General features: G+C 73.7%; 17 protein-coding genes. 6 read left to right on the top strand and 11 right to left on the bottom strand.

The genetic code is table 11. From position 1 onward, the window contains the following. Positions 1-336: a cytidine deaminase-like protein gene (locus Mco01_RS03035; protein ID WP_204055352.1), complete on the bottom strand. Its 336-nt coding sequence runs from the start codon at positions 334-336 to the stop codon at positions 1-3. Next, positions 333-1,010, bottom strand: a complete 678-nt coding sequence (locus Mco01_RS03040) for a hypothetical protein (protein ID WP_204055353.1) — start codon at positions 1,008-1,010, stop codon at positions 333-335. Before Mco01_RS03040 ends, Mco01_RS03035 begins: the two co-directional genes overlap by 4 nt. 380 nt (positions 1,011-1,390) lie before the next feature. On the opposite strand from Mco01_RS03040, the gene Mco01_RS03045 reads away from it, so the two are divergent. Further along, positions 1,391-1,792 (top strand): pyridoxamine 5'-phosphate oxidase family protein, encoded by a 402-nt coding sequence (locus tag Mco01_RS03045; protein WP_204055354.1) that lies wholly within the window; start codon positions 1,391-1,393, stop codon positions 1,790-1,792. Positions 1,793-1,799: 7 nt separating this feature from the next. Here the strand turns inward: Mco01_RS03045 and Mco01_RS03050 are convergent, their stop codons facing one another. From Mco01_RS03050 to Mco01_RS03070, 5 genes are all read right to left on the bottom strand, one after another. After that, positions 1,800-5,345 (bottom strand): ATP-binding protein, encoded by a 3,546-nt coding sequence (locus Mco01_RS03050; RefSeq protein ID WP_204055355.1) that lies wholly within the window; start codon positions 5,343-5,345, stop codon positions 1,800-1,802. A 79-nt stretch (positions 5,346-5,424) separates the two neighbouring features. Beyond that, a complete protein-coding gene (locus Mco01_RS03055; RefSeq protein ID WP_204055356.1) occupies positions 5,425-6,747 on the bottom strand; it encodes a hemolysin family protein in 1,323 nt (440 codons plus the stop codon). Further along, positions 6,720-7,193: an rRNA maturation RNase YbeY gene (gene ybeY / locus Mco01_RS03060; RefSeq protein ID WP_204055357.1), complete on the bottom strand. Its 474-nt coding sequence runs from the start codon at positions 7,191-7,193 to the stop codon at positions 6,720-6,722. The genes Mco01_RS03055 and ybeY overlap by 28 nt, the downstream gene beginning before the upstream one ends. Positions 7,194-7,224: 31 nt before the next feature. Then, complete coding sequence (locus Mco01_RS03065; protein ID WP_204055358.1) at positions 7,225-8,247, bottom strand: PhoH family protein; 1,023 nt, start codon at positions 8,245-8,247, stop codon at positions 7,225-7,227. A 55-nt stretch (positions 8,248-8,302) separates the two neighbouring features. Next, on the bottom strand, positions 8,303-8,647 hold the full coding sequence (locus Mco01_RS03070; protein WP_239103293.1) for an HIT domain-containing protein: 345 nt from the start codon (positions 8,645-8,647) through the stop codon (positions 8,303-8,305). 244 nt (positions 8,648-8,891) lie between these two features. Here Mco01_RS03070 and Mco01_RS03075 point away from each other — a divergent pair, with 244 nt between their 5' ends. Further along, positions 8,892-9,371, top strand: coding sequence for a SigE family RNA polymerase sigma factor (locus tag Mco01_RS03075; RefSeq protein ID WP_051458094.1), 480 nt, complete (start codon positions 8,892-8,894; stop codon positions 9,369-9,371). Beyond that, positions 9,368-10,030, top strand: coding sequence for a hypothetical protein (locus Mco01_RS03080; RefSeq protein ID WP_204055360.1), 663 nt, complete (start codon positions 9,368-9,370; stop codon positions 10,028-10,030). Before Mco01_RS03075 ends, Mco01_RS03080 begins: the two co-directional genes overlap by 4 nt. Before the next feature lie 127 nt (positions 10,031-10,157). Here the strand turns inward: Mco01_RS03080 and Mco01_RS03085 are convergent, their stop codons facing one another. The 3 genes from Mco01_RS03085 to hrcA all read right to left on the bottom strand — a co-directional run bounded on the left by Mco01_RS03085 (position 10,158) and on the right by hrcA (position 13,172). Beyond that, entirely contained in the window at positions 10,158-10,898 is a 741-nt protein-coding gene (locus tag Mco01_RS03085; RefSeq protein ID WP_204055361.1) for a 16S rRNA (uracil(1498)-N(3))-methyltransferase, read from the bottom strand. Between the two features lie 126 nt (positions 10,899-11,024). Beyond that, positions 11,025-12,158, bottom strand: coding sequence for a molecular chaperone DnaJ (gene dnaJ / locus Mco01_RS03090; protein WP_036322294.1), 1,134 nt, complete (start codon positions 12,156-12,158; stop codon positions 11,025-11,027). Beyond that, positions 12,159-13,172, bottom strand: coding sequence for a heat-inducible transcriptional repressor HrcA (hrcA, locus tag Mco01_RS03095; protein WP_036322295.1), 1,014 nt, complete (start codon positions 13,170-13,172; stop codon positions 12,159-12,161). 158 nt (positions 13,173-13,330) lie between these two features. On the opposite strand from hrcA, the gene Mco01_RS03100 reads away from it, so the two are divergent. Both Mco01_RS03100 and Mco01_RS03105 read left to right on the top strand, forming a co-directional pair. Next, entirely contained in the window at positions 13,331-14,020 is a 690-nt protein-coding gene (locus tag Mco01_RS03100) for a hypothetical protein (protein ID WP_204055362.1), read from the top strand. A gap of 40 nt (positions 14,021-14,060) precedes the next feature. Beyond that, on the top strand, positions 14,061-14,870 hold the full coding sequence (locus tag Mco01_RS03105) for a DUF3097 domain-containing protein (RefSeq protein ID WP_204055363.1): 810 nt from the start codon (positions 14,061-14,063) through the stop codon (positions 14,868-14,870). A 10-nt stretch (positions 14,871-14,880) separates the two neighbouring features. Here the strand turns inward: Mco01_RS03105 and hemW are convergent, their stop codons facing one another. Then, entirely contained in the window at positions 14,881-16,107 is a 1,227-nt protein-coding gene (gene hemW / locus Mco01_RS03110; RefSeq protein ID WP_204055364.1) for a radical SAM family heme chaperone HemW, read from the bottom strand. A 205-nt stretch (positions 16,108-16,312) separates the two neighbouring features. On the opposite strand from hemW, the gene Mco01_RS03115 reads away from it, so the two are divergent. Next, the gene (locus Mco01_RS03115) at positions 16,313-17,572 is read left to right on the top strand and encodes a glycoside hydrolase family 18 protein (RefSeq protein ID WP_204055536.1); all 1,260 of its coding nucleotides are present in this window, start codon (positions 16,313-16,315) and stop codon (positions 17,570-17,572) included. Positions 17,573-17,621: the final 49 nt, after the last annotated feature.

Genomic DNA, 17,621 nt, shown 5'->3' on the forward strand with positions numbered 1-17,621 from the left:
TCAGATGTACCGGCCCTTCACGGTGCCGTCGGGGGCGGCCAGGAACAGCGTCCCGTTGCCCAGGTCCTCCACGACCGCGAGGTCCTTCTCGTCGGGGTCGTCGGCGTCGCCGACGATCGCCGCCGCCTCCAGGGACGACGCGCCGCCGGACACCGCCATCGCGACCGCGACCTGCAGGGCGGTCAGCCGCAGCGAGGGGAGCGCGACCCCGGTCGCGGCGTACGTCCGGCCGGTCTCGTCGCGCACCGCGGCCCCCTCGGGCGAGCCGTTGCGGGCGCGGGCCGAGCGGGCCAGCGTGATGATCTTCTGATCCTCGGGGTCGAGCGCATGTGTCACGGCTCAAGGGTACCGACCTCACGGGCCAGCACATCTGCCAGCGCCCGCGTGAGACGGGCGTCCGGAGGGGTGAGCCCGGCGTGCACGACCGCGACGAGCGCGTGCCCGGCGCGAAGCACCACGAACTGCATCTCGTACGGGTAGCCGCCGACCCGGCCGACGAGCCTGCGGGCGGCCGACTCGTCCCCGACGGGAGGCATCGGCAGGTCGGCGGCGGCCAGGCTGTCGGCCTCCGCCGGGGTGTCGCGCTCGACGGCGGCGCAGCCGTCCATGGCCTCGCGCAGCTCCTCGAACGGCCCGGACGCCTCGCTCCCCTCGTAGGCCGCCAGGCCGACCCCGGCCAGCTCCCCCACGTGCGCGCCCTCGAACGTCGCGGCCGTCGTGCCGGCGAGGCCCTCGCGCGGGGGCCGCCCGGACACGGCGTCGAAGACGGCCCGGCAGTCGTGCCCGCGCGGGCGGAACGGCGGCCGCCACGGGGACCGGACGCGGGCCGACAGGCCCTCGGGCAGCTCGTCCAGCGCCGACAGCAGTGTGCGCAACTCGACGGCCTGGGCGGTCGCCCGGGCCGAGGCGTACGTCGGCAGGCCCGCGCCGCAGGCCCCCGTCGCCGTGAGCAGGCCACCCGCGACCGCGGCGCGGACGAGCCGCGAACCCGCGCACCGCATGCCGGTCATCCGCATCCCACCCCTCGCCCCCACGGCCGCGCGAGGCGGCCGGGCGGACACTCTCCGTCGAGCGTCCGTTGCCGAGGGTTGTCCTTCCCTTGGGCGGCGCACGGCAATCACGTGCCGTGACCGAGCGGTACGCGCCCCAATCAATACGGGCTCTCACCCGGATGGTGAGAGCCCGTACCGACCACAGTTCCCCCAGAGAGCGACCGGCGCGCCGCGAACCCCTCCCGGCGCCCCGGACTCCCCTTCCAGCGCCCCGAACCCCTCCCGGGCGCCGGTTCAACAGTGGCCTCCCGCACTTGCAGAACACTTGAAGGCGGCTTGCACACGCCCCGCCGCGGCCGCCCAAGGAGCCTCCAACCGGCGGCGGCCAGCATGTCGGGATGACCAGCGAACTCGAGCGGCGCCTGGACGAGATCCTCGTCCGGGGCACGCTCATGCACCTCGCCACCCTGCGGCCCGACGGCTCGCCCTCGATGTGCACGCTCGGGTACCAGGCGACCTTCTCTCCCGACCGGCTCTACTTCGTGTCCGGCCCGGACCTCCCCCACGCCCGCGACCTGCGGTCCGACAGCCGGGTCGCCGGGTGCGTCGTGGCCGACGGCTTCGAGGTCGTCGCGTTCACCGCCGCGGCGCGGGAGCTTCCCCCCGGCTCCCCCGCGCCCCGGCCCGTACCGCTGTCGCCGGGCGAGCGGCTGTACCGCCTCGACGTGACCGAATGGGTGCTGCTCGAACGGGGACCGGGGGCGGGCGTCGTCCGCAGGGTGGTGCCGGCGCGCCCCTGACCCTCGGTCACTCCGGCTCCGCGACGGCCGCCAGTCCCCGCCGCGCCGCCTCCGCCCACACCGGGGCGTCCACCCGCCCGGCCACCTCCAGCGCGAGGCGGTAGCGCCCGGCCGCCTCGCCGGGCCGTCCGAGGAAGACCGCGAGGTCGCCGAGCACCTGCGCGACCGGCCACAGCGGCAGCAGCCCGGTGCCCTGCGTCACCGGGTCCTCCGGGTACGGCGCGAGCGCGCCGTACGCCTCCTCGGCCCGCTCCTTGTCGCCGATCGCGACGCCCAGCAGCCCGCGCACCACCAGGAAGAACCGGGCGTAATAGTCGGGCCTGATCCTCGCGGGCCGTCCGGCCGCCCGCCGCGCCTCCTCCGTGCGGCCCGCGGCCGCCAGGGCGAGCGCGTACGGCTCGGCGGCCACGTCCCAGTAGCGCGCCACGACCTCGGCCTCCGGCACCAGTCCGGCGACGTCGCCGCGCAGCAGGGCCAGGCAGTACCGGGACATGTACGACAGGCCCACCTCGAAGCGCCACGCCCCCACCCGCGCGTGTGCCCGGGCGCCCTCCCGGTAGAGCCGCTCGGCCTCGGCGTACTCGCCGGCGACGGCCCGCCGGTAGGCCCGGTAGAACGTCACCAGCGAGCCCGGCATCGTCATGTCGTACCGCTCCGCCAGCCGCCCGCCCTCGCCGGCGTGCAGGTCGGCCCGCGCCCAGTCGAGGCTGCCGGTCGCCTGCTGCATGAGGATCAGGTGGGCCACCACCTCGGCGATCGCCAGCCCGTGCTCGCCGGCGAGGTCGAGCAACTCGGTCCCGTACCGCCGCCGTTCGGCCAGCCCGCCGTCCCTGAAGGTGTGGAAGGTGCGGGCGTTGAGGGCCTTGGCCACGGCCTCGGGGTCGCCCAGCCGCCTGGCCATGTCCAGGGCCTCGGCGGCCGCCCGCGCGCCCCGCTCCGTCTCCTCCCCCTCCAGCTCGAAGGCGAGCGAGGTGAGCAGCGCGCACCGGGCGGCGCCGTCGCCCGGCGGCAGCGCGGCCAGGGCCTCCTCGATCACCCGGACGACCTCGAGGGAGACCACGCCGTAGTCCCGAGTGCTCCACAGGGCGGGCGCGTCGAAGGCGCCGACCACCCGCGCCGTCAGCTCGGGATCCCCCTGCGGCACGGCCAGCGCGATCGCCCGCTCCCGCATCTCGCGGGCCGCGGCCAGCTCGTTGCCCAGGGCGAGGGCGCGGACCCGCCGCATGATCAGCTCCAGGTCCTCGCGGCCGCCAAGCTCGATCGCCCGTCCCCACAGCGCCGCCGCCTCCCGGTAGGCGAAGCGCAGCTCGGCCCGCTCGGCCGCCAGCGCGGCGTAGTGGGCCGCCCGGGCCGGCTCCCCGCCGGACGCGTAGTGGTGCGCCAGCGCCGCCACCTCGTCGGGGCGGAGCCGTTCGAGCGCCGCGGCGACCCGGCCGTGGACGCGGGCCCGCCGCAGGCGCGACATGTCGTCGTACAGGGTGTCGCGGACGAGGGCGTGCGCGAACCGGAGGCCGCCGTCCTCGGGCTCGACGAGCAGCCCGGCCATGAGCGCGGCCTCGACCGCCTCGACGACCGCCTCGTCCCCGCCGCCGTTGACCGACGCGAGCACGTCGACGTCGACGTCCCTCCCGATCACGGCCGCCTCGCGCAGCACCGTCTGCGCGGGCACCGGCAGGCGGCCGAACCGGCGGCGCAGCACGTCCCGCACGCCCGCCGGGACGACGGACGCCGCCGTCTCCTCGCCCTCCGCCGCGATCAGCCGGGCGGTCTCGCGGAGGAAGAAGGGGTTGCCGCCCGTCCTGTCGGCGACGGCCGCCGCCGTGGCCGCCGAGACCTCGGCCCCGGACACCTCGGCCAGCAGGGCGGCCGCCGCCTCCCGGCCGACACCGGTCAGGGAGATCCGCAGCGGCTCGTGGCGGGCGAGCGCGGCGGCGGTCTCGGCCAGCCGGCCGGACTCCTCCTCCCGCGCCGTCCCGGCCACGACCACCGGCGCGCCGGCGAGGTCGGCGGCGAGGTGGACCAGCACGGCCAGCGTCTCGTCGTCCGCCCGGTGCAGGTCGTCCAGGATCAGCAGCAGCGGGGCCGGGCGCGCCGCCTCCGCGAGGTACGCCGCGAGGGCCCGGCGCAGCCGGAACCGCTCCGCCGTCAGGTCGGTCCCGGACGGCTGGTCGTGCCCCGCCGCGTCGTCGAGCAGCCGCTGGATCCGCGGGGCGAGGGCGTCCCGCGGGGGCACGGCCGCCGTCAGCGTGCGCAGGATCTCCGCCCAGGCCCATCCGGGCGGGGCGCCGCCCGTCTCCGGGCACCGTCCCACCGCGACCCGCCAGCCCTGCTCGGCCCGCCGTACGGCCGCCGCCTCGACGAGCGCCGACTTGCCCATGCCCGCCTCGCCCGTGACCAGCGCGATCCCCCGGAGGAAGGCGAGCAGCCGGGCCAGCTCGTCCTCCCGCCCGAAGAGCCGTTCCCGGGCCGCGGGCTCGGCCGCGATCCGTCCGCTTTCGCGCCCCACCTGGTCCCGCTCCTGTGCGCTTTCGCTCCCCGCCGGACTCCGCTCCTGTGCGCTTTCGCTCCTCGCCGGACTCCGCTCCTGCGCGGGGCCTGCGCCCTCGCGCCCCGCCGCGTCCCGCTCCTGTACGCTCTCCCGGCCTGTGGCCTCCCATGTGAGCGGCCCGGAGCCCGGGACGGCCGCGCCGGGGCCGTCCCCGCCGCGCGCGGCGTGGTCCTCGGCCGCCTCCTGAATGTCCGCTCGAATGTCAGCGGCCTCGGCGAGGGGTGCGGCGGCGGGAAGCGGGCGGAGGTCGAGCGTGGGCGACTGGGCGAGGATGTCCGCCTCCAGCCGCTGCAGGGCCGGCCCCGGATCCACGCCCAGCTCCTCCGCGAGCACCCCCCGCGCCTCCCTCAGCGCCACGAGCGCGTCCCCCTGCCGGCCCTGCCGGTACAGGGCGAGCGCGAGCAGCCGCCAGGCCTCCTCCCGCAGCGGGTGGCCGGCGAGGAGGCCGCGCAGGTCGGCGACGACCGGTCCGGGTGCGCCGAGGGCCAGCGCGGCCTCGGCGCGCTGCTCGGCCGCCGTGGCGCGCAGCTCCTCCAGGCGGCCGATCTCCGTCGTCGCCCAATCCGCCGTCGCGAACTCCGCGTACGCCGGGCCCTGCCACAGGGCCAGCGCCTCGTCGAGCAGGCGCAGCGCCGCCCGGGGATCGCCCTCGGCCGCCGCCCGGGCGCCCCGGCGGGCCAGCTCGTCGAACCGCCAGGCGTCCACGTCCTCGCTGCGCAGCGCGTAGCCCGGCGGCACGGTGACCAGGACGCGGGCGGGCGTGCGCGCGGTCCGCTCCGGCTCCAGAGCCCGGCGCAGGTTGGAGACGTACGCCTGGACCGAGGCGAGCGCGCTCGGCGGCGGCTGCTCGTGCCACAGGTCGTCGATCATGCGCTCGACCGGGACGACCTGCCCGCCGGCCACGAGCAGGCGCGCGAGGACCGATCTCTGCCGCGGTCCCCCGAGGTCGACCGGCCCGGTCGCGCCGATCGCGTGAAACGCTCCAAGCACCCGGAAGATCGCCATGAGCGGTCAGCTTACATATCCGGAAATGTCACAACCAGACATTCGGATCAGCGCGAATCGATCATCACCGGCCGGGTGGTCACTCGTGGTCGGCGGCGGCGCCCACGACCTCGTCGTCCGCGGCGGACGGCTCCAAGCGGCGCACCACAACCGTGCTGATGCGGTTCCGGCGGCCTGCGAGGTTCTCCGCGGTCAGCCGCAGGCCCGCGATCGTCGCCTCCGACCCGGCGATCGGCACGCGGCCGAGCGCGTGGGCCAGCAGGCCGCCGACCGTGTCGACGTCGTCGACCTCGATCTCGGTGCCGAACAGCTCGGCCAGCTCGTCGACCGGCAGGCGGGCGGTCACCCGCGCCGCGCCGTCGTCGAGCCACTCGACCCGTGGGGCCTCCTGGTCGTACTCGTCGGCGATCTCCCCGACGATCTCCTCGATCACGTCCTCGATCGTCACGAGGCCGGCCGTGCCGCCGTACTCGTCGATGACGATGGCGAGGTGGATCTGCCGCGCCTGCATCTCGCGCAGCAACTCGTCGATGGGCTTGCTCTCCGGCACGTACGTCGCGGGGCGCATGAGCTCGTCGATCCTGGCCGTCGAGTCGCCGGTGTCCTGCATCCGCCGGACGATGTCCTTGAGATAGGCGATGCCGACGACGTCGTCCTCGTTCTCCCCGGCCACCGGGATGCGGGAGAACCCGCTGCGCAGGGCCAGCGAGAGCGCCTGGCTGAGGTTCTTGCCGCGCTCGATGAAGACCATGTCGGTCCTGGGCACCATGACCTCGCGGACCAGCGTGTCGCCGAGCTCGAAGACCGAGTGGATCATCTCGCGCTCGTCCGGCTCGATCACCCTGCGCTGCTCGGCGAGGTCGACCAGGTCGCGCAGCTCGGCCTCCGACGTGAACGGCCCCTCCCGGAAGCCCCGCCCCGGCGTGAGCGCGTTGCCCAGCAGGATCAGCAGCTTGGGCAGCGGGCCGAAGATGCGGGTCAGGCCGTACACGACGGGCGCGGCGGCCAGGGCGATCGGCTCGGCGTGCTGGCGGCCGAGCGTACGCGGCGAGACGCCCACGATCACGTAGCTGACCAGGATCATGACGACGGCCGCCGCGGCGTACGCGCGGCCGCGGTCGCCCAGCCAGTCGATGAACAGCAGCGTCGTGATGACGGTGGCGACGAGCTCGCAGCTCAGCCGCAGCAGGAGCAGCAGGTTGAGGTAGCGCGGCGGGTCGGCGACGATCGCCTGGAGCCGCCCGGCTCCTCGCCTGCCCTCCTTGACGAACTCCTCGGCCCGCACCCGCGAGATCCGGGTGAGGGCCGTCTCCGCGCTCGCCAGCAGGCCGCCGACCCCGATCAGGACGACGGCGGACAGCAGCCAGCCGTTGTTCACGGCTTCCGCCGCGCCTCCCGCCATGCCTCGAGGAGCTGGTCCTGCAGGCCGAACATCTCGGCGTGCTCCTCGGGCTCGGCGTGGTCGTAGCCCAGCAGGTGGAGGATGCCGTGCGTGCACAGCAGCTCCAGCTCGTCCTGCGGGCCGTGCCCGGCGTCGGCCGCCTGCTTGGCCGCGACCTGCGGGCAGAGCACCACGTCGCCGAGCAGCGCCGGGTCCGGGGAGGGGTCCTCCTCGCGGCCGCCGCTGTTGGGCCGCAGCTCGTCCATGGGGAACGCCAGGACGTCGGTCGGGCCCGGCTCGCCCATCCACTGCTCGTGCAGCTCGGCCATGGCCGCCTCGTCGATCACCAGGATCGACAGCTCGGCCAGCGGGTTGACACCCATCCGGCCGAGCACCAGCCCGGCCAGCTCGACCAGCGCCGACTCGTCGACCGCGACGCCGGACTCGTTGGCCACCTCGATGCTCACGGGGTCTCCTCACCCGTACGGGGCCGCCCGCTCATCGCCGGCCCCGCTGGCGCTTGGCGATCGCGCGCGGCTCGGACGCCATGGCGGCGTCGTAGCGGCCGTACGCGTCGACGATGTCGCTGACCAGCTTGTGACGGACCACGTCGGCGCTGGTGAGACGGCTGAAGTGGATGTCCTCGATGCCTTCGAGGATGTGCTGGACGACCTTGAGGCCGCTCTCCTGGCCGCCGGGGAGGTCGATCTGGGTCACGTCGCCGGTGACCACGATCTTCGAGTTGAACCCCAGGCGGGTGAGGAACATCTTCATCTGCTCGGGCGAGGTGTTCTGCGCCTCGTCGAGGATGATGAAGGCGTCGTTCAGGGTGCGCCCGCGCATGTACGCCAGCGGCGCGACCTCGATCGTCCCGGCGGCCATGAGGCGGGGGATCGAGTCGGGGTCGAGCATGTCGTGCAGCGCGTCGTACAGGGGGCGCAGGTACGGGTCGATCTTCTCGTAGAGCGTGCCGGGCAGGAACCCGAGCCGCTCGCCGGCCTCCACCGCGGGGCGGGTGAGGATGATCCGGTTGACCCGCTTGTTCTGCAGGGCCTTCACGGCCTTGGCCATGGCGAGGTAGGTCTTGCCGGTGCCCGCCGGGCCGATGCCGAAGACGATGGTGTGCCGGTCGATCGCGTCGACGTACCGCTTCTGGTTGAGGGTCTTGGGACGGATCGTGCGGCCGCGGGCCGACAGGATGTCCAGCGAGAGGACCTCGGCCGGACGGTCGCCGCCGGTCATCCGCAGCATCGAGATGCTGCGCTCCACGGCGTCGGGGGTGAGCTCGGCGCCCGAGCCGACCAGCTCGACCAGCTCCTCGAACAGGCGCACGACGACGCCGCTCTCCTCGGGGCTGCCCGTGATGGTGATCTCGTTGCCGCGGACGTGGATGTCGGCGTCGAAGGCGTTCTCGATGACCCGGAGAAGCTCGTCACGCGAGCCGAGGAGGCTGACCATGGCCTGCCCCTCGGGGATGACTACCTTGGCCTGGGTCCTGTGGGTGTGTACTGACTCGGACATGGGCGGCCGTTACGGCCCTGATCGCCTCCCTTTGATTCCCTCTAATGCTAGCCGCTCAGCCCGGAGGCCAGGTGAGGCTCCGGCCGCCGATGACGTGGGCGTGGACGTGGAAGACGGTCTGCCCCGCCCCGGGGCCCGTGTTGAGGACCACCCGGTATCCCGTGTCCGCCACACCCTCCTGCACGGCCACCGCGTGACAGGCCTTGAGCAGGTCGTCGGCGAGGCCGTCGTCGGCCGCCGCGAGGGCGGCCGCGTTCTCGTGGTGGGCCTTCGGCACGACGAGGACGTGGGTGGGGGCCTGCGGGTTGATGTCGCGGAAGGCCAGCGCCCGGCCGGCCTCCAGGACGATGTCCGCGGGCACCTCCTTGGCCACGATCTTGCAGAACAGGCAGTCGCTCACGTGCGAAAGACTAGCCGTTGCCGATCGGTGATGACGGTAAAGATCCCGCGGGCTAATGTGAGTGTGCGACACTGCACCAGAAACCACCCCTAGTGCCGGGCGAGGACACCACTGGGTCATGCCCCCTAATGATTCGGAAGAACGTAAACCCCCCGGGAATGACGAGCGTCCTATTGATGTGACCACCGAGACCCTCGTGGCCGACAGGTCGTTGGGGACGGTGCCCGTCGGGTGGGATGCCGACATGGCCGTGACGGCGCTCTACAGCGCCCACTATCGGTCGTTGGTGCGTCTCGCGGTGCTGCTGGTGCGCGATGTGGCCAGCGCGGAGGAAGTCGTTCAGGACGCGTTCGTCGCCATTCACGGCGCCTGGCGCAGGCTGAGGGACACCGACAAGGCACTGGCCTACCTTCGCCAGTCGGTCGTCAACCGATCCCGTTCGGTGCTGCGTCATCGCGCGGTCGTCGAGAAGTACGCGCCGAAGGGGCTGCCGGACGCGCCGAGCGCCGAGAACGGCGCCATCGGCGAGCTGGAGCGGTCGGCCGTCATCGAGGCGCTGCGCAGCCTGCCCACCCGGCAGCGCGAGGCGCTGGTGCTGCGATACTACGGCGACCTGTCCGAGGCCGAGATCGCGCACGCGATGGGGATCAGCAAGGGCGCGGTGAAGAGTCACACGGCCCGCGGCATGGCCGCACTACGCATGGCACTGGAGCAGTTCTCATGACCTTCCCGCCCGACGACGAGTACGGCGACCTGCTGCGCCGTGCCTTGCGCGCGGAGGCGGACTCGGTCGTGCCGTCTCCCGAAGGATTGGAGATCATCCGCACGCGCATCGAGAACCGGGGACTGCGCGGCCTGCGGAATGTGATGTGGTGGCGCGTCGGCGCGTCCGTGGCCGGGGCCGTCCTGGTCGCGGGCACGGTCGTCATGCTCGTCCCCGACCTGCGCACCCAGGTGGCCCAGTCCACCGGCATCTCGCAGGTGGGAGCCGACGGCAACCAGCAACCCGACACCTCCTCGATCCAGCGTCCCCCGGTACCCGGGGCGACGCACCAGGTCGTCGTCCCCACCACCGGGGCGACGCACGGGACGCAGCACCCGACGCCGCCCCCCACGCACAAGGCCGGGGCGAGCCCCAAGCCCACCCCGAGCAGGTCCGATCCCTGCGCCACGCCCGTCCCGAGCGCCGGGGTGGTCGAGCCGGAGACGACGAACGGCCCCTCCTGCGCGCCCGCGCAGACCCCGCCGCCGTCGTCCCAGCCGCCCGCGTCCACCGCGACCCCGTCGGCTCCGGCGAGCGCGACCGTCTCGCCGACGCCCTCGCCGTCCCCGACGGCGAGCGACTCGTTGGCGCCCGACTCGGCCTCGACGCCGGCGTCCTAGAGAGCGCCGTCCTCGCCGAGCGCGACCGTCACGCCGACGCCCTCGCCGTCTCCGGCGGCGCCCGACTCGGCCTCGTCACCGGTGTCCTGAAGACCGCCGAGCCCGCCCGTTTTGTGGGCGGCGTGGCCTACCAGCGGCCGCAGCGGGCCAGGAGCACGGCCGCGGCGGCGATGCCCGCGGTCGAGGTCCGCAGCACGGTCGGCCCCAGCAGGGCCGGTACGGCTCCCGCGTCCCGGAAGCCCGCGATCTCCTCGTCGGTGATCCCGCCCTCGGGGCCGACCACGACGACGACGTCCCCCGGCTCGCCGGCCTTCGGCGGCGTGAGCCCGCTGAGCGGCTCGGCGGCCTCCTCGTGCAGGACGACGGCGAGCGCGGCGCCGGAGATCAGCTCCCGCACCCGGGCCGTGCCGGCCTGCTCGGTCACCTCCGGCAGGTGGAAGCGGCGGGCCTGTTTGGCGGCCTCCCGTGCGGTGCTCCGCCAGCGGGCGAGCGACTTGGCCGCCCGGTCGCCCTTCCACTGCGTCACGCAGCGCGCGGCGGCCCATGGGACGATCACGTCCACCCCGGCCTCGGTCATCATCTCGACCGCGAGCTCGCCCCGCTCGCCCTTGGGCAGCCCCTGGACCACCACCAGGCGCGGCCGCGGGGCCTCCACCTCGTAGCGGCGCAGCACCCGGGCCGTCAGGGCGTCCTTGCCGGCGGCCACCACCTCGCACTCGGCGACCCGGCCCGCGCCGTCGGTCAGGTCGACGCGCTCGCCGGGCCGCAGCCGCCGGACGGACGCCGCGTGCCGGCCCTCCGGGCCGTCGAGGACGACCGGGTCGGCCGCGAGGGCGGCCGCGCCGGCCAGGAACACGGGAACGCTCATGCCACCTCCTCGCCTGACGGCTCGGAGCCGCATTCGCGAAACGCGCAGTGCCTACCGATTCGCTCGCTCCGCTCGCTCATGCCACCTCCTCACCCCGGGGCCACCGGCCCGTGGCCCGCGCGTGGGTCAGCGGCCGTTGAAGGCGTCGCGGAGCCGCGAGAAGAAGCCCTGCTGGCCGGGGGAGAACTTCCCGGGCGGGCGCTCCTCCCCGCGCAGCTTGGCGAGCTCCTTGAGCAGCTCCTCCTGCGGCGGGTCGAGCTTGGTCGGCGTCTCGACGTTCACGTGGATGAGCAGGTCGCCCCGGCCGTTCTCGTTGAGGCGCTGGACGCCCTTGCCGTACAGGGGGATGACCTGGCCGGCCTGCGTGCCCGGGCGCACGTCGATGTCCTCGGGCCCGTCGAGCGTCTCGATCGAGATCGAGGTGCCCAGGGCGGCCGCCGTCATCGGGATGTGCACGGTGCAGTGGAGGTCGTCGCCGCGCCGCTCGAAGATCGCGTGGGGCCGCTCGACGATCTCGAGGAACAGGTCCCCCGGAGGGCCGCCGCCGGGGCCGATCTCGCCCTCGCCCGCGAGCTGGATGTGGGTGCCGTCCTCGACGCCGGCCGGGATCCGCACCTTGATCGTGCGGCGGGTCCTGACCCGGCCCTCGCCGGAGCACTCCATGCAGGGGTGGCGGATGACGCTGCCGTACCCGCCGCACTGGGGGCACGGCCGGGAGGTCATGACCTGGCCGAGGAACGAGCGGGTGACCTGGGAGACCTCGCCGCGGCCGTGGCACATGTCGCAGGTGTCGGGGTGGGTGCCGGCGGCGGCCCCGGAGCCCTGGCAGACCTCGCACAGGACGGCGGTGTCCACGACGATCTCCCGCGTGGTGCCGAACGCGGCCTCCGACAGGTCGAGCTCGACCCGGATGGTGGCGTTGCGCCCCCGCCGGGCGCGGGAGCGCGGGCCGCGGGCCGTCCCGGCCGAGCCGAAGAAGGCGTCCATGATGTCGCTGAACGGGAAGCCCGCGCCGAACCCGCCGGCCCCGGCGCCCGCGCCGCCACCGAAGGGGTCGGCCCCGAGGTCGTACATCCGGCGCTTGCTCGCGTCGGACAGCACCTCGTACGCCTGGGTGATCTCCTTGAACCGCTCCTGGGTCTCCGGGTCGGGGTTGACGTCCGGGTGCAGCTCTCGGGCGAGGCGGCGGTACGCCTTCTTGATCTCTTCCTGGCTGGCGTCGCGACGCACGCCGAGAGTCGCGTAGTAGTCGTTGGACACTTATGACCCCGCCAGGATCTGGCCGACGTAACGCGCCACCGCGCGGACCGCACCCATCGTCACCGGATAGTCCATTCGTGTCGGGCCCAGCACTCCGAGCCGAGCCAGTTCCTTGTCGCCCGAACCGTACCCCGCGGCGACGATGGACGTGCCGCGGAGGCCGCTGTAGGGGTTCTCCGAGCCGATCCTCACGGTGAGCTCGGACATGCCGTGGGTCTCTCCCAGCAGGCGGATGAGGACGACCTGCTCCTCCAGCGCCTCGAGCACGTCGCGCAGCCCCACGCTGAAGTCGGCGGCCGCGAGGTTGGCCGTGCCGCCGAAGACGATCTTCTCCTCGTGCCGCTCGACGAGCGTCTCCAGCAGGACGGACAGGATCGTCGCGGCCACCTGCCGATCCTCAGGCGGCAGCCGGTCGGGGACGTCGGCCACGGTCTCCGGCACGCTGGACAGGCCGCAGCCGTCCAGGCAGCCGTTGAGGATGCCGCGCAGGTTCGCGATGCGCTCGTCGCCCACCTCCTCGGGCAGGTCGACGACGCGCTGCTCTACCCGGCCGGTGTTGGTGATCAGCACGAGCATCACACGGCGGGCCGCCAGCGGGACGATCTCCACGTGGCGCACCGACGACCTGGTCAGCGAGGGGTACTGCACGACCGCGACCTGGCGGGTGAGCTGCGCGAGCAGCCGCACGGTCCGCATGACGATCTCGTCGAGATCCACGGCCCCGGCCAGGAAGGTCTCGATCGCCCGCCGCTCCGCGCCCGACATCGGCTTGATCTGGGAGAGCCGGTCGACGAACAGGCGGTACCCCTTGTCGGTCGGCACCCGGCCCGCGCTGGTGTGGGGCTGGGCGATGTACCCCTGCTCCTCCAGCGCCGCCATGTCGTTGCGGATGGTGGCGGGCGAGACGCCGAGGTTGTGCCTGTCGGCGAGGGCCTTGGAGCCCACCGGCTCGTTGGTGGACACGTAGTCCTCGACGATGGCGCGCAGAACGGCGAGCTTGCGGTCGTCGAGCAAGGTGTCACCTCCTGTGCTTGGGAAACACAAAGCCTGGCACTCTGTGTTCCCGAGTGCCAAGTCTACGGCTACCACCCCGCAGCGTGCGATAACACGATGGGCAGCCGGGGCAAGCGGACTGCAAATCCCCTACAAGTGACATACGCGAAGCTTCCCCCATGAGCGAGAACTTCCCCCAGGGGCCCGCCGACGCCACCGTCCGGCTGCCGCGGAACGCGACCCCCGGGCAGCAGTACGGGCCCACCCCCGCTTTCCCGCCGTCGTACGGCCCGTACGGCGCGCCCGGGTACGGCCCTCCGCAGGCGGCCGGTCCCGTCCGTCCCCGGCTCCTGTGGATCTTCCTGGCCTGGGCGCTGTTCGTCGTCCTGGTGGTCGCCGGCGTCGGCGGCCTCGCGGGAGGGATCTTCTCCACGATCGACGACACCGCGCCGGCCACGACGTTCGCGAGCGGCCAGACCGTGAGCGTCGCGCTCGACCCGCGGGACAAGCCGGCGATCTACGCCGCGGCCGACCAGCCGACCAACGTGCAGTGCCAGGTGGGGGACGGCCAGGACCCGTCCGTCACGCTGACCAAGCCCGCCGCGTCCCAGACCGTCTCGGTGAACGGCACGACGTGGGAGCTGCTGTTCGACGTCGGCGTGCCGAAGGCCGCGACGTACCAGGTGACCTGCGAGGGCGAGGGCGTCAGGTTCGGCGTGGGCAAGCAGTTCGCGGCCAACGCCGGCAAGATCGTGGGGGGCGCCGTCGCGTTCCTTGCGCTGCCCGTGGTCGGCTTCCTGTCGGCCGTCGTCGTCACCGTCGTGGTGCTCGTCCGGCGAGCCGGCGCCCGGCGCCGCGGCGCCGCCTGACCGCCCGCGGCGCGGCCTCCGATTTGCTAGCGTTCCCGGCATGTATGGGCGGGACGTGCTTTCCGGCGACTGGCGGCGGCCCCGGCGGGGGCAGATCCCGGAGGTCCCCGCGGAGCCCGACCTTGTCGTCGAGGACGCGGAGGGCCGGTTCTGCGGGGCGGTCGTGGCCTGCGACAAGGAGGCCGTGACGCTGGAGGACAGGTTCGGGCGGCGGCGGATCTTCCCGCTGACGCCCGCCGGGTTCCTCCTGGAGGGCCGGCCGGTGACCCTCGTGCGGCCGGCCGCGGGCCCCAGGGGTCCCCTGCTCAGCGCGTCCGGCTCCATCGCGGTCGAGGGCCTGCGGGCCCAGGTCGCCAAGGGCAGCCGGATCTACGTCGAGGGCGTCCACGACGCCTCGCTCGTGGAGCGGATCTGGGGGCACGACCTGCGGGTCGAGGGCGTCGTGGTCGAGTACCTGGAGGGCGTCGACGACCTTCCCGCCATCGTCGGGGAGTTCGCCCCCGAGCCCGGGAGGCGGCTCGGCGTGCTCGTCGACCACCTCGTCCCCGGTTCGAAGGAGAGCCGCATCGCCGCCCAGGTGTCCGGCGACCACGTGCTCGTCGTCGGCCACCCGTTCGTGGACGTCTGGCAGGCCGTGAAGCCGTCCGCCCTCGGCATCCCGTCCTGGCCGGACGTGCCGCGCGGGGTGCCCTGGAAGGAGGGCGTGATCGCCGCGCTGGGCTGGCGGATGGACCCCCAGGAGGCGTGGCGGCACATCCTGGGCCGCGTCCGGACCTACGCCGACCTGGAGCCCGAGCTGCTCGGCCGGGTCGAGGAGCTCATCGACTTCGTCACCGAGCCGGTCTCCTGACCGCCGCGGGCTAGATGTACTCGGTCAGGTCCCGGACCAGGGCGTCGGCGAGCAGCCGGCCGCGCAGCGTGAGGACGGCCCGGCCCGCCTTGAACGCCTCGACCTCCAGCAGCCCGTCCGCCAGGGCCCGGGCACAGGCCGTACGGGCGCGCGGATGCAGGTCCGCCAGCGGGAAGCCGCTCTCCAGGCGCAACTCCAGCATGACCCGCTCCACCTCCCGGTCCGCCGCGGACAACTCCTCCCGGGCGTGCCCCGGGGAGGCTCCGCCGGCCAGGCGGGCGGCGTAGGCGGCCGGGTGCTTGACGTTCCACCACCGCGTGCCGCCGACGTGGCTGTGCGCGCCGGGTCCGGCGCCCCACCAGTCGCCGCCCGTCCAGTAGAGCAGGTTGTGGCGGCAGCGGGCCTCCTCGTCGAGCGCCCAGTTGGAGATCTCGTACCAGCCCATCCCCGCGGCCGTCAGCATCTCCTCCGCGATGAGGTAGCGGTCGGCCGCCACGTCGTCGTCCGGCATCGGCAGCTCGCCGCGGCGGATCCGCGCAGCGAGGCGGGTGCCGTCCTCGACGATCAGCGAGTACGCCGAGACGTGGTCGGGCCCGGCGGCGAGGGCGGCCGTCAGCGAGGCCCGCCAGTCGTCGTCGGTCTCCCCCGGCGTGCTGTAGATCAGGTCGAGGTTGACGTGCTCGAACCCGGCCTCACGTGCCTCCCGTACGGCCTGCGCGGGGCGGCCGGGGGTGTGCCGCCGGTCGAGGACCGCGAGCACGTGCCCGGCGGCGCTCTGCATGCCGAAGCTCATCCGGGTGAAGCCGCCCTCCCGCAGCTCCTTGAGGTAGGCGTGGTCCACGGACTCGGGGTTGGCCTCGGTCGTCACCTCGGCGTCCGGGCGCACGCCGAACTCCTCCCCGATGGCGTCGAGGATCCGCACGAGGTCGGCGGCGGGCAGCAGCGTCGGCGTGCCGCCCCCGAAGAACACGGTCTCGACGGGCGGGGCGGCGGCGCCCAGCACGCGGCGGGCCAGCCGCACCTCCTCGATCACCGTCGCGGCGTAGTCGCGCCGGTCCGCGCCGGGGCCCAGCTCGGCGGAGGTGTAGGTGTTGAAGTCGCAGTAGCCGCAACGGGTCGAGCAGTACGGCACGTGCACGTAGAAGCCGAACGGGCGCGAGCCGAGGCCGTCGAGCGCGCCGGGCGGCAGCTCGCCGGAGGCCGGGACGGGGTCGCCGTCGGGAAGAACGGAAGGCACGTCTCCCAGTCTGCCGTCACTCCGGCGCTGCCATCGACGCCCCCAACCGGCTGCACATCCATATGGCACCACGGCCCAGGCGCAGGCGCCCACTCAGCCCGCCGTCACCCGGGCATGCCATTGACGCCCCGATGACCGGGGTCTACGATCACGGCAATTTACAGGAAACTTTCCTATAAGAATTGCCCGGGAGGCCGGCGTGCTCATGAGAAGGACCCTCGCCGTGGCGGTCGCCGCCACCTTGGCGGCAGGGCTGGCTCCGGCGGCGGCCCAGGCCCATCCCGCCGCCCAGGACCGCTACAAGCGGGTGGCCTACTTCGTCCAGTGGGGCATCTACGGGCGCAACTTCCACGTCAAGGACGTGGAGACGAGCGGCGAGGCCGCGAAGCTGACCCATCTCAACTACGCCTTCGGGTTCGTGGGCCCCGAAGGCACCTGCTACTCCGCCGACCCCTGGGCCGACTGGCAGCGCGGCGTGTCCGCCGAGGAGAGCGTCGACGGCGTCGCCGACGCCGGCGACCAGCCGCTGAAGGGCAACCTCAACCAGCTCAAGAAGCTCAAGGCGAAGCACCCGGGCCTGAAGGTCCTGGTCTCGCTCGGCGGCTGGACCGGCTCGACGTATTTCTCCGACGCCGTTCTCACGCCCGAGTCCCGGGCCAGGCTCGCCGCCTCGTGCGTCGACCTGTGGCTCAAGGGCGACCTGCCTGGCCTGCCCGCCGGCGCCGGGGCGGGCGTGTTCGACGGCATCGACCTCGACTGGGAGTGGCCCGGCTCCTCGGGCAACGACGGCAACGTCATCCGGCCGGAGGACAGGCGCAACTACACGCTCTTCCTGGCCGAGCTGCGCCGCCAGATGCGGGCCTTCGACAGGAACACCCAGCTCACCGCGTTCCTCCCGGCCGCCGCCGCCAAGATCGACGCCGGCTTCGAGGTCGCCAAGGTCTTCGATCAGCTCGACTTCGCCACGGTCCAGGGCTACGACCTGCACGGCCCGTGGGAGAACCGCACCGGCCACCAGTCCAATCTGCTCACCGACCCCCGCGACCCCAACCCCGTCCGCTACAGCGTCGACCAGACCGTGCGCGACTTCATCAGCCGCGGCGCCCCGGCGCGCAAGATCGTCGTCGGCGTCCCCGCGTACGGCCAGGGCTGGACCGGCGTGACCTCCACCGGCAACGGCCTCTACGCCCCGGCCACCGGCCCCGCCCCCGGCACCTGGGCCGCCGGCAGCGACGACTACAAGAACCTCGTCAACAAGCCGGGCAAGCGCTACCGCGACCTGCGCACCGGCACCATGTGGCTCTACGACGGCACCGAGTTCTGGTCGTACGACGACCCGGCCGTGCTGCTGGAGAAGGCCGCCTACATCCGGCTCAAGGGCCTCGGCGGCTCCATGATCTGGTCGATCGACCAGGACGACGCCAAGGGCTCCCTCACCTCGGCGCTGTACTCCGTCCTGGGCTGACGCCGCGAGGTGCCGCGCTGACGGCCGCGAGCGGAAGGGGGCCGGATCT

It is taken from the genome of Microbispora corallina (assembly GCF_016863035.1).
GTDB lineage: Bacteria > Actinomycetota > Actinomycetes > Streptosporangiales > Streptosporangiaceae > Microbispora > Microbispora corallina.

Excerpts from the sequence above, each read along its gene's own strand:
- Mco01_RS03055 (WP_204055356.1), bottom strand. The coding sequence starts at position 6,747 with ATGGCGGGAGGCGCGGCGGAAGCCGTGAACAACGGCTGGCTGCTGTCC.
- Mco01_RS03075 (WP_051458094.1), top strand. The coding sequence starts at position 8,892 with ATGGCCGTGACGGCGCTCTACAGCGCCCACTATCGGTCGTTGGTGCGT.
- Mco01_RS03040 (WP_204055353.1), bottom strand. The coding sequence starts at position 1,010 with ATGACCGGCATGCGGTGCGCGGGTTCGCGGCTCGTCCGCGCCGCGGTC.
- Mco01_RS03050 (WP_204055355.1), bottom strand. The coding sequence starts at position 5,345 with ATGGCGATCTTCCGGGTGCTTGGAGCGTTTCACGCGATCGGCGCGACC.
- Mco01_RS03080 (WP_204055360.1), top strand. The coding sequence starts at position 9,368 with ATGACCTTCCCGCCCGACGACGAGTACGGCGACCTGCTGCGCCGTGCC.
- Mco01_RS03065 (WP_204055358.1), bottom strand. The coding sequence starts at position 8,247 with ATGTCCGAGTCAGTACACACCCACAGGACCCAGGCCAAGGTAGTCATC.
- Mco01_RS03045 (WP_204055354.1), top strand. The coding sequence starts at position 1,391 with ATGACCAGCGAACTCGAGCGGCGCCTGGACGAGATCCTCGTCCGGGGC.
- Mco01_RS03100 (WP_204055362.1), top strand. The coding sequence starts at position 13,331 with ATGAGCGAGAACTTCCCCCAGGGGCCCGCCGACGCCACCGTCCGGCTG.
- Mco01_RS03115 (WP_204055536.1), top strand. The coding sequence starts at position 16,313 with ATGAGAAGGACCCTCGCCGTGGCGGTCGCCGCCACCTTGGCGGCAGGG.
- Mco01_RS03105 (WP_204055363.1), top strand. The coding sequence starts at position 14,061 with ATGTATGGGCGGGACGTGCTTTCCGGCGACTGGCGGCGGCCCCGGCGG.
- Mco01_RS03085 (WP_204055361.1), bottom strand. The coding sequence starts at position 10,898 with ATGAGCGTTCCCGTGTTCCTGGCCGGCGCGGCCGCCCTCGCGGCCGAC.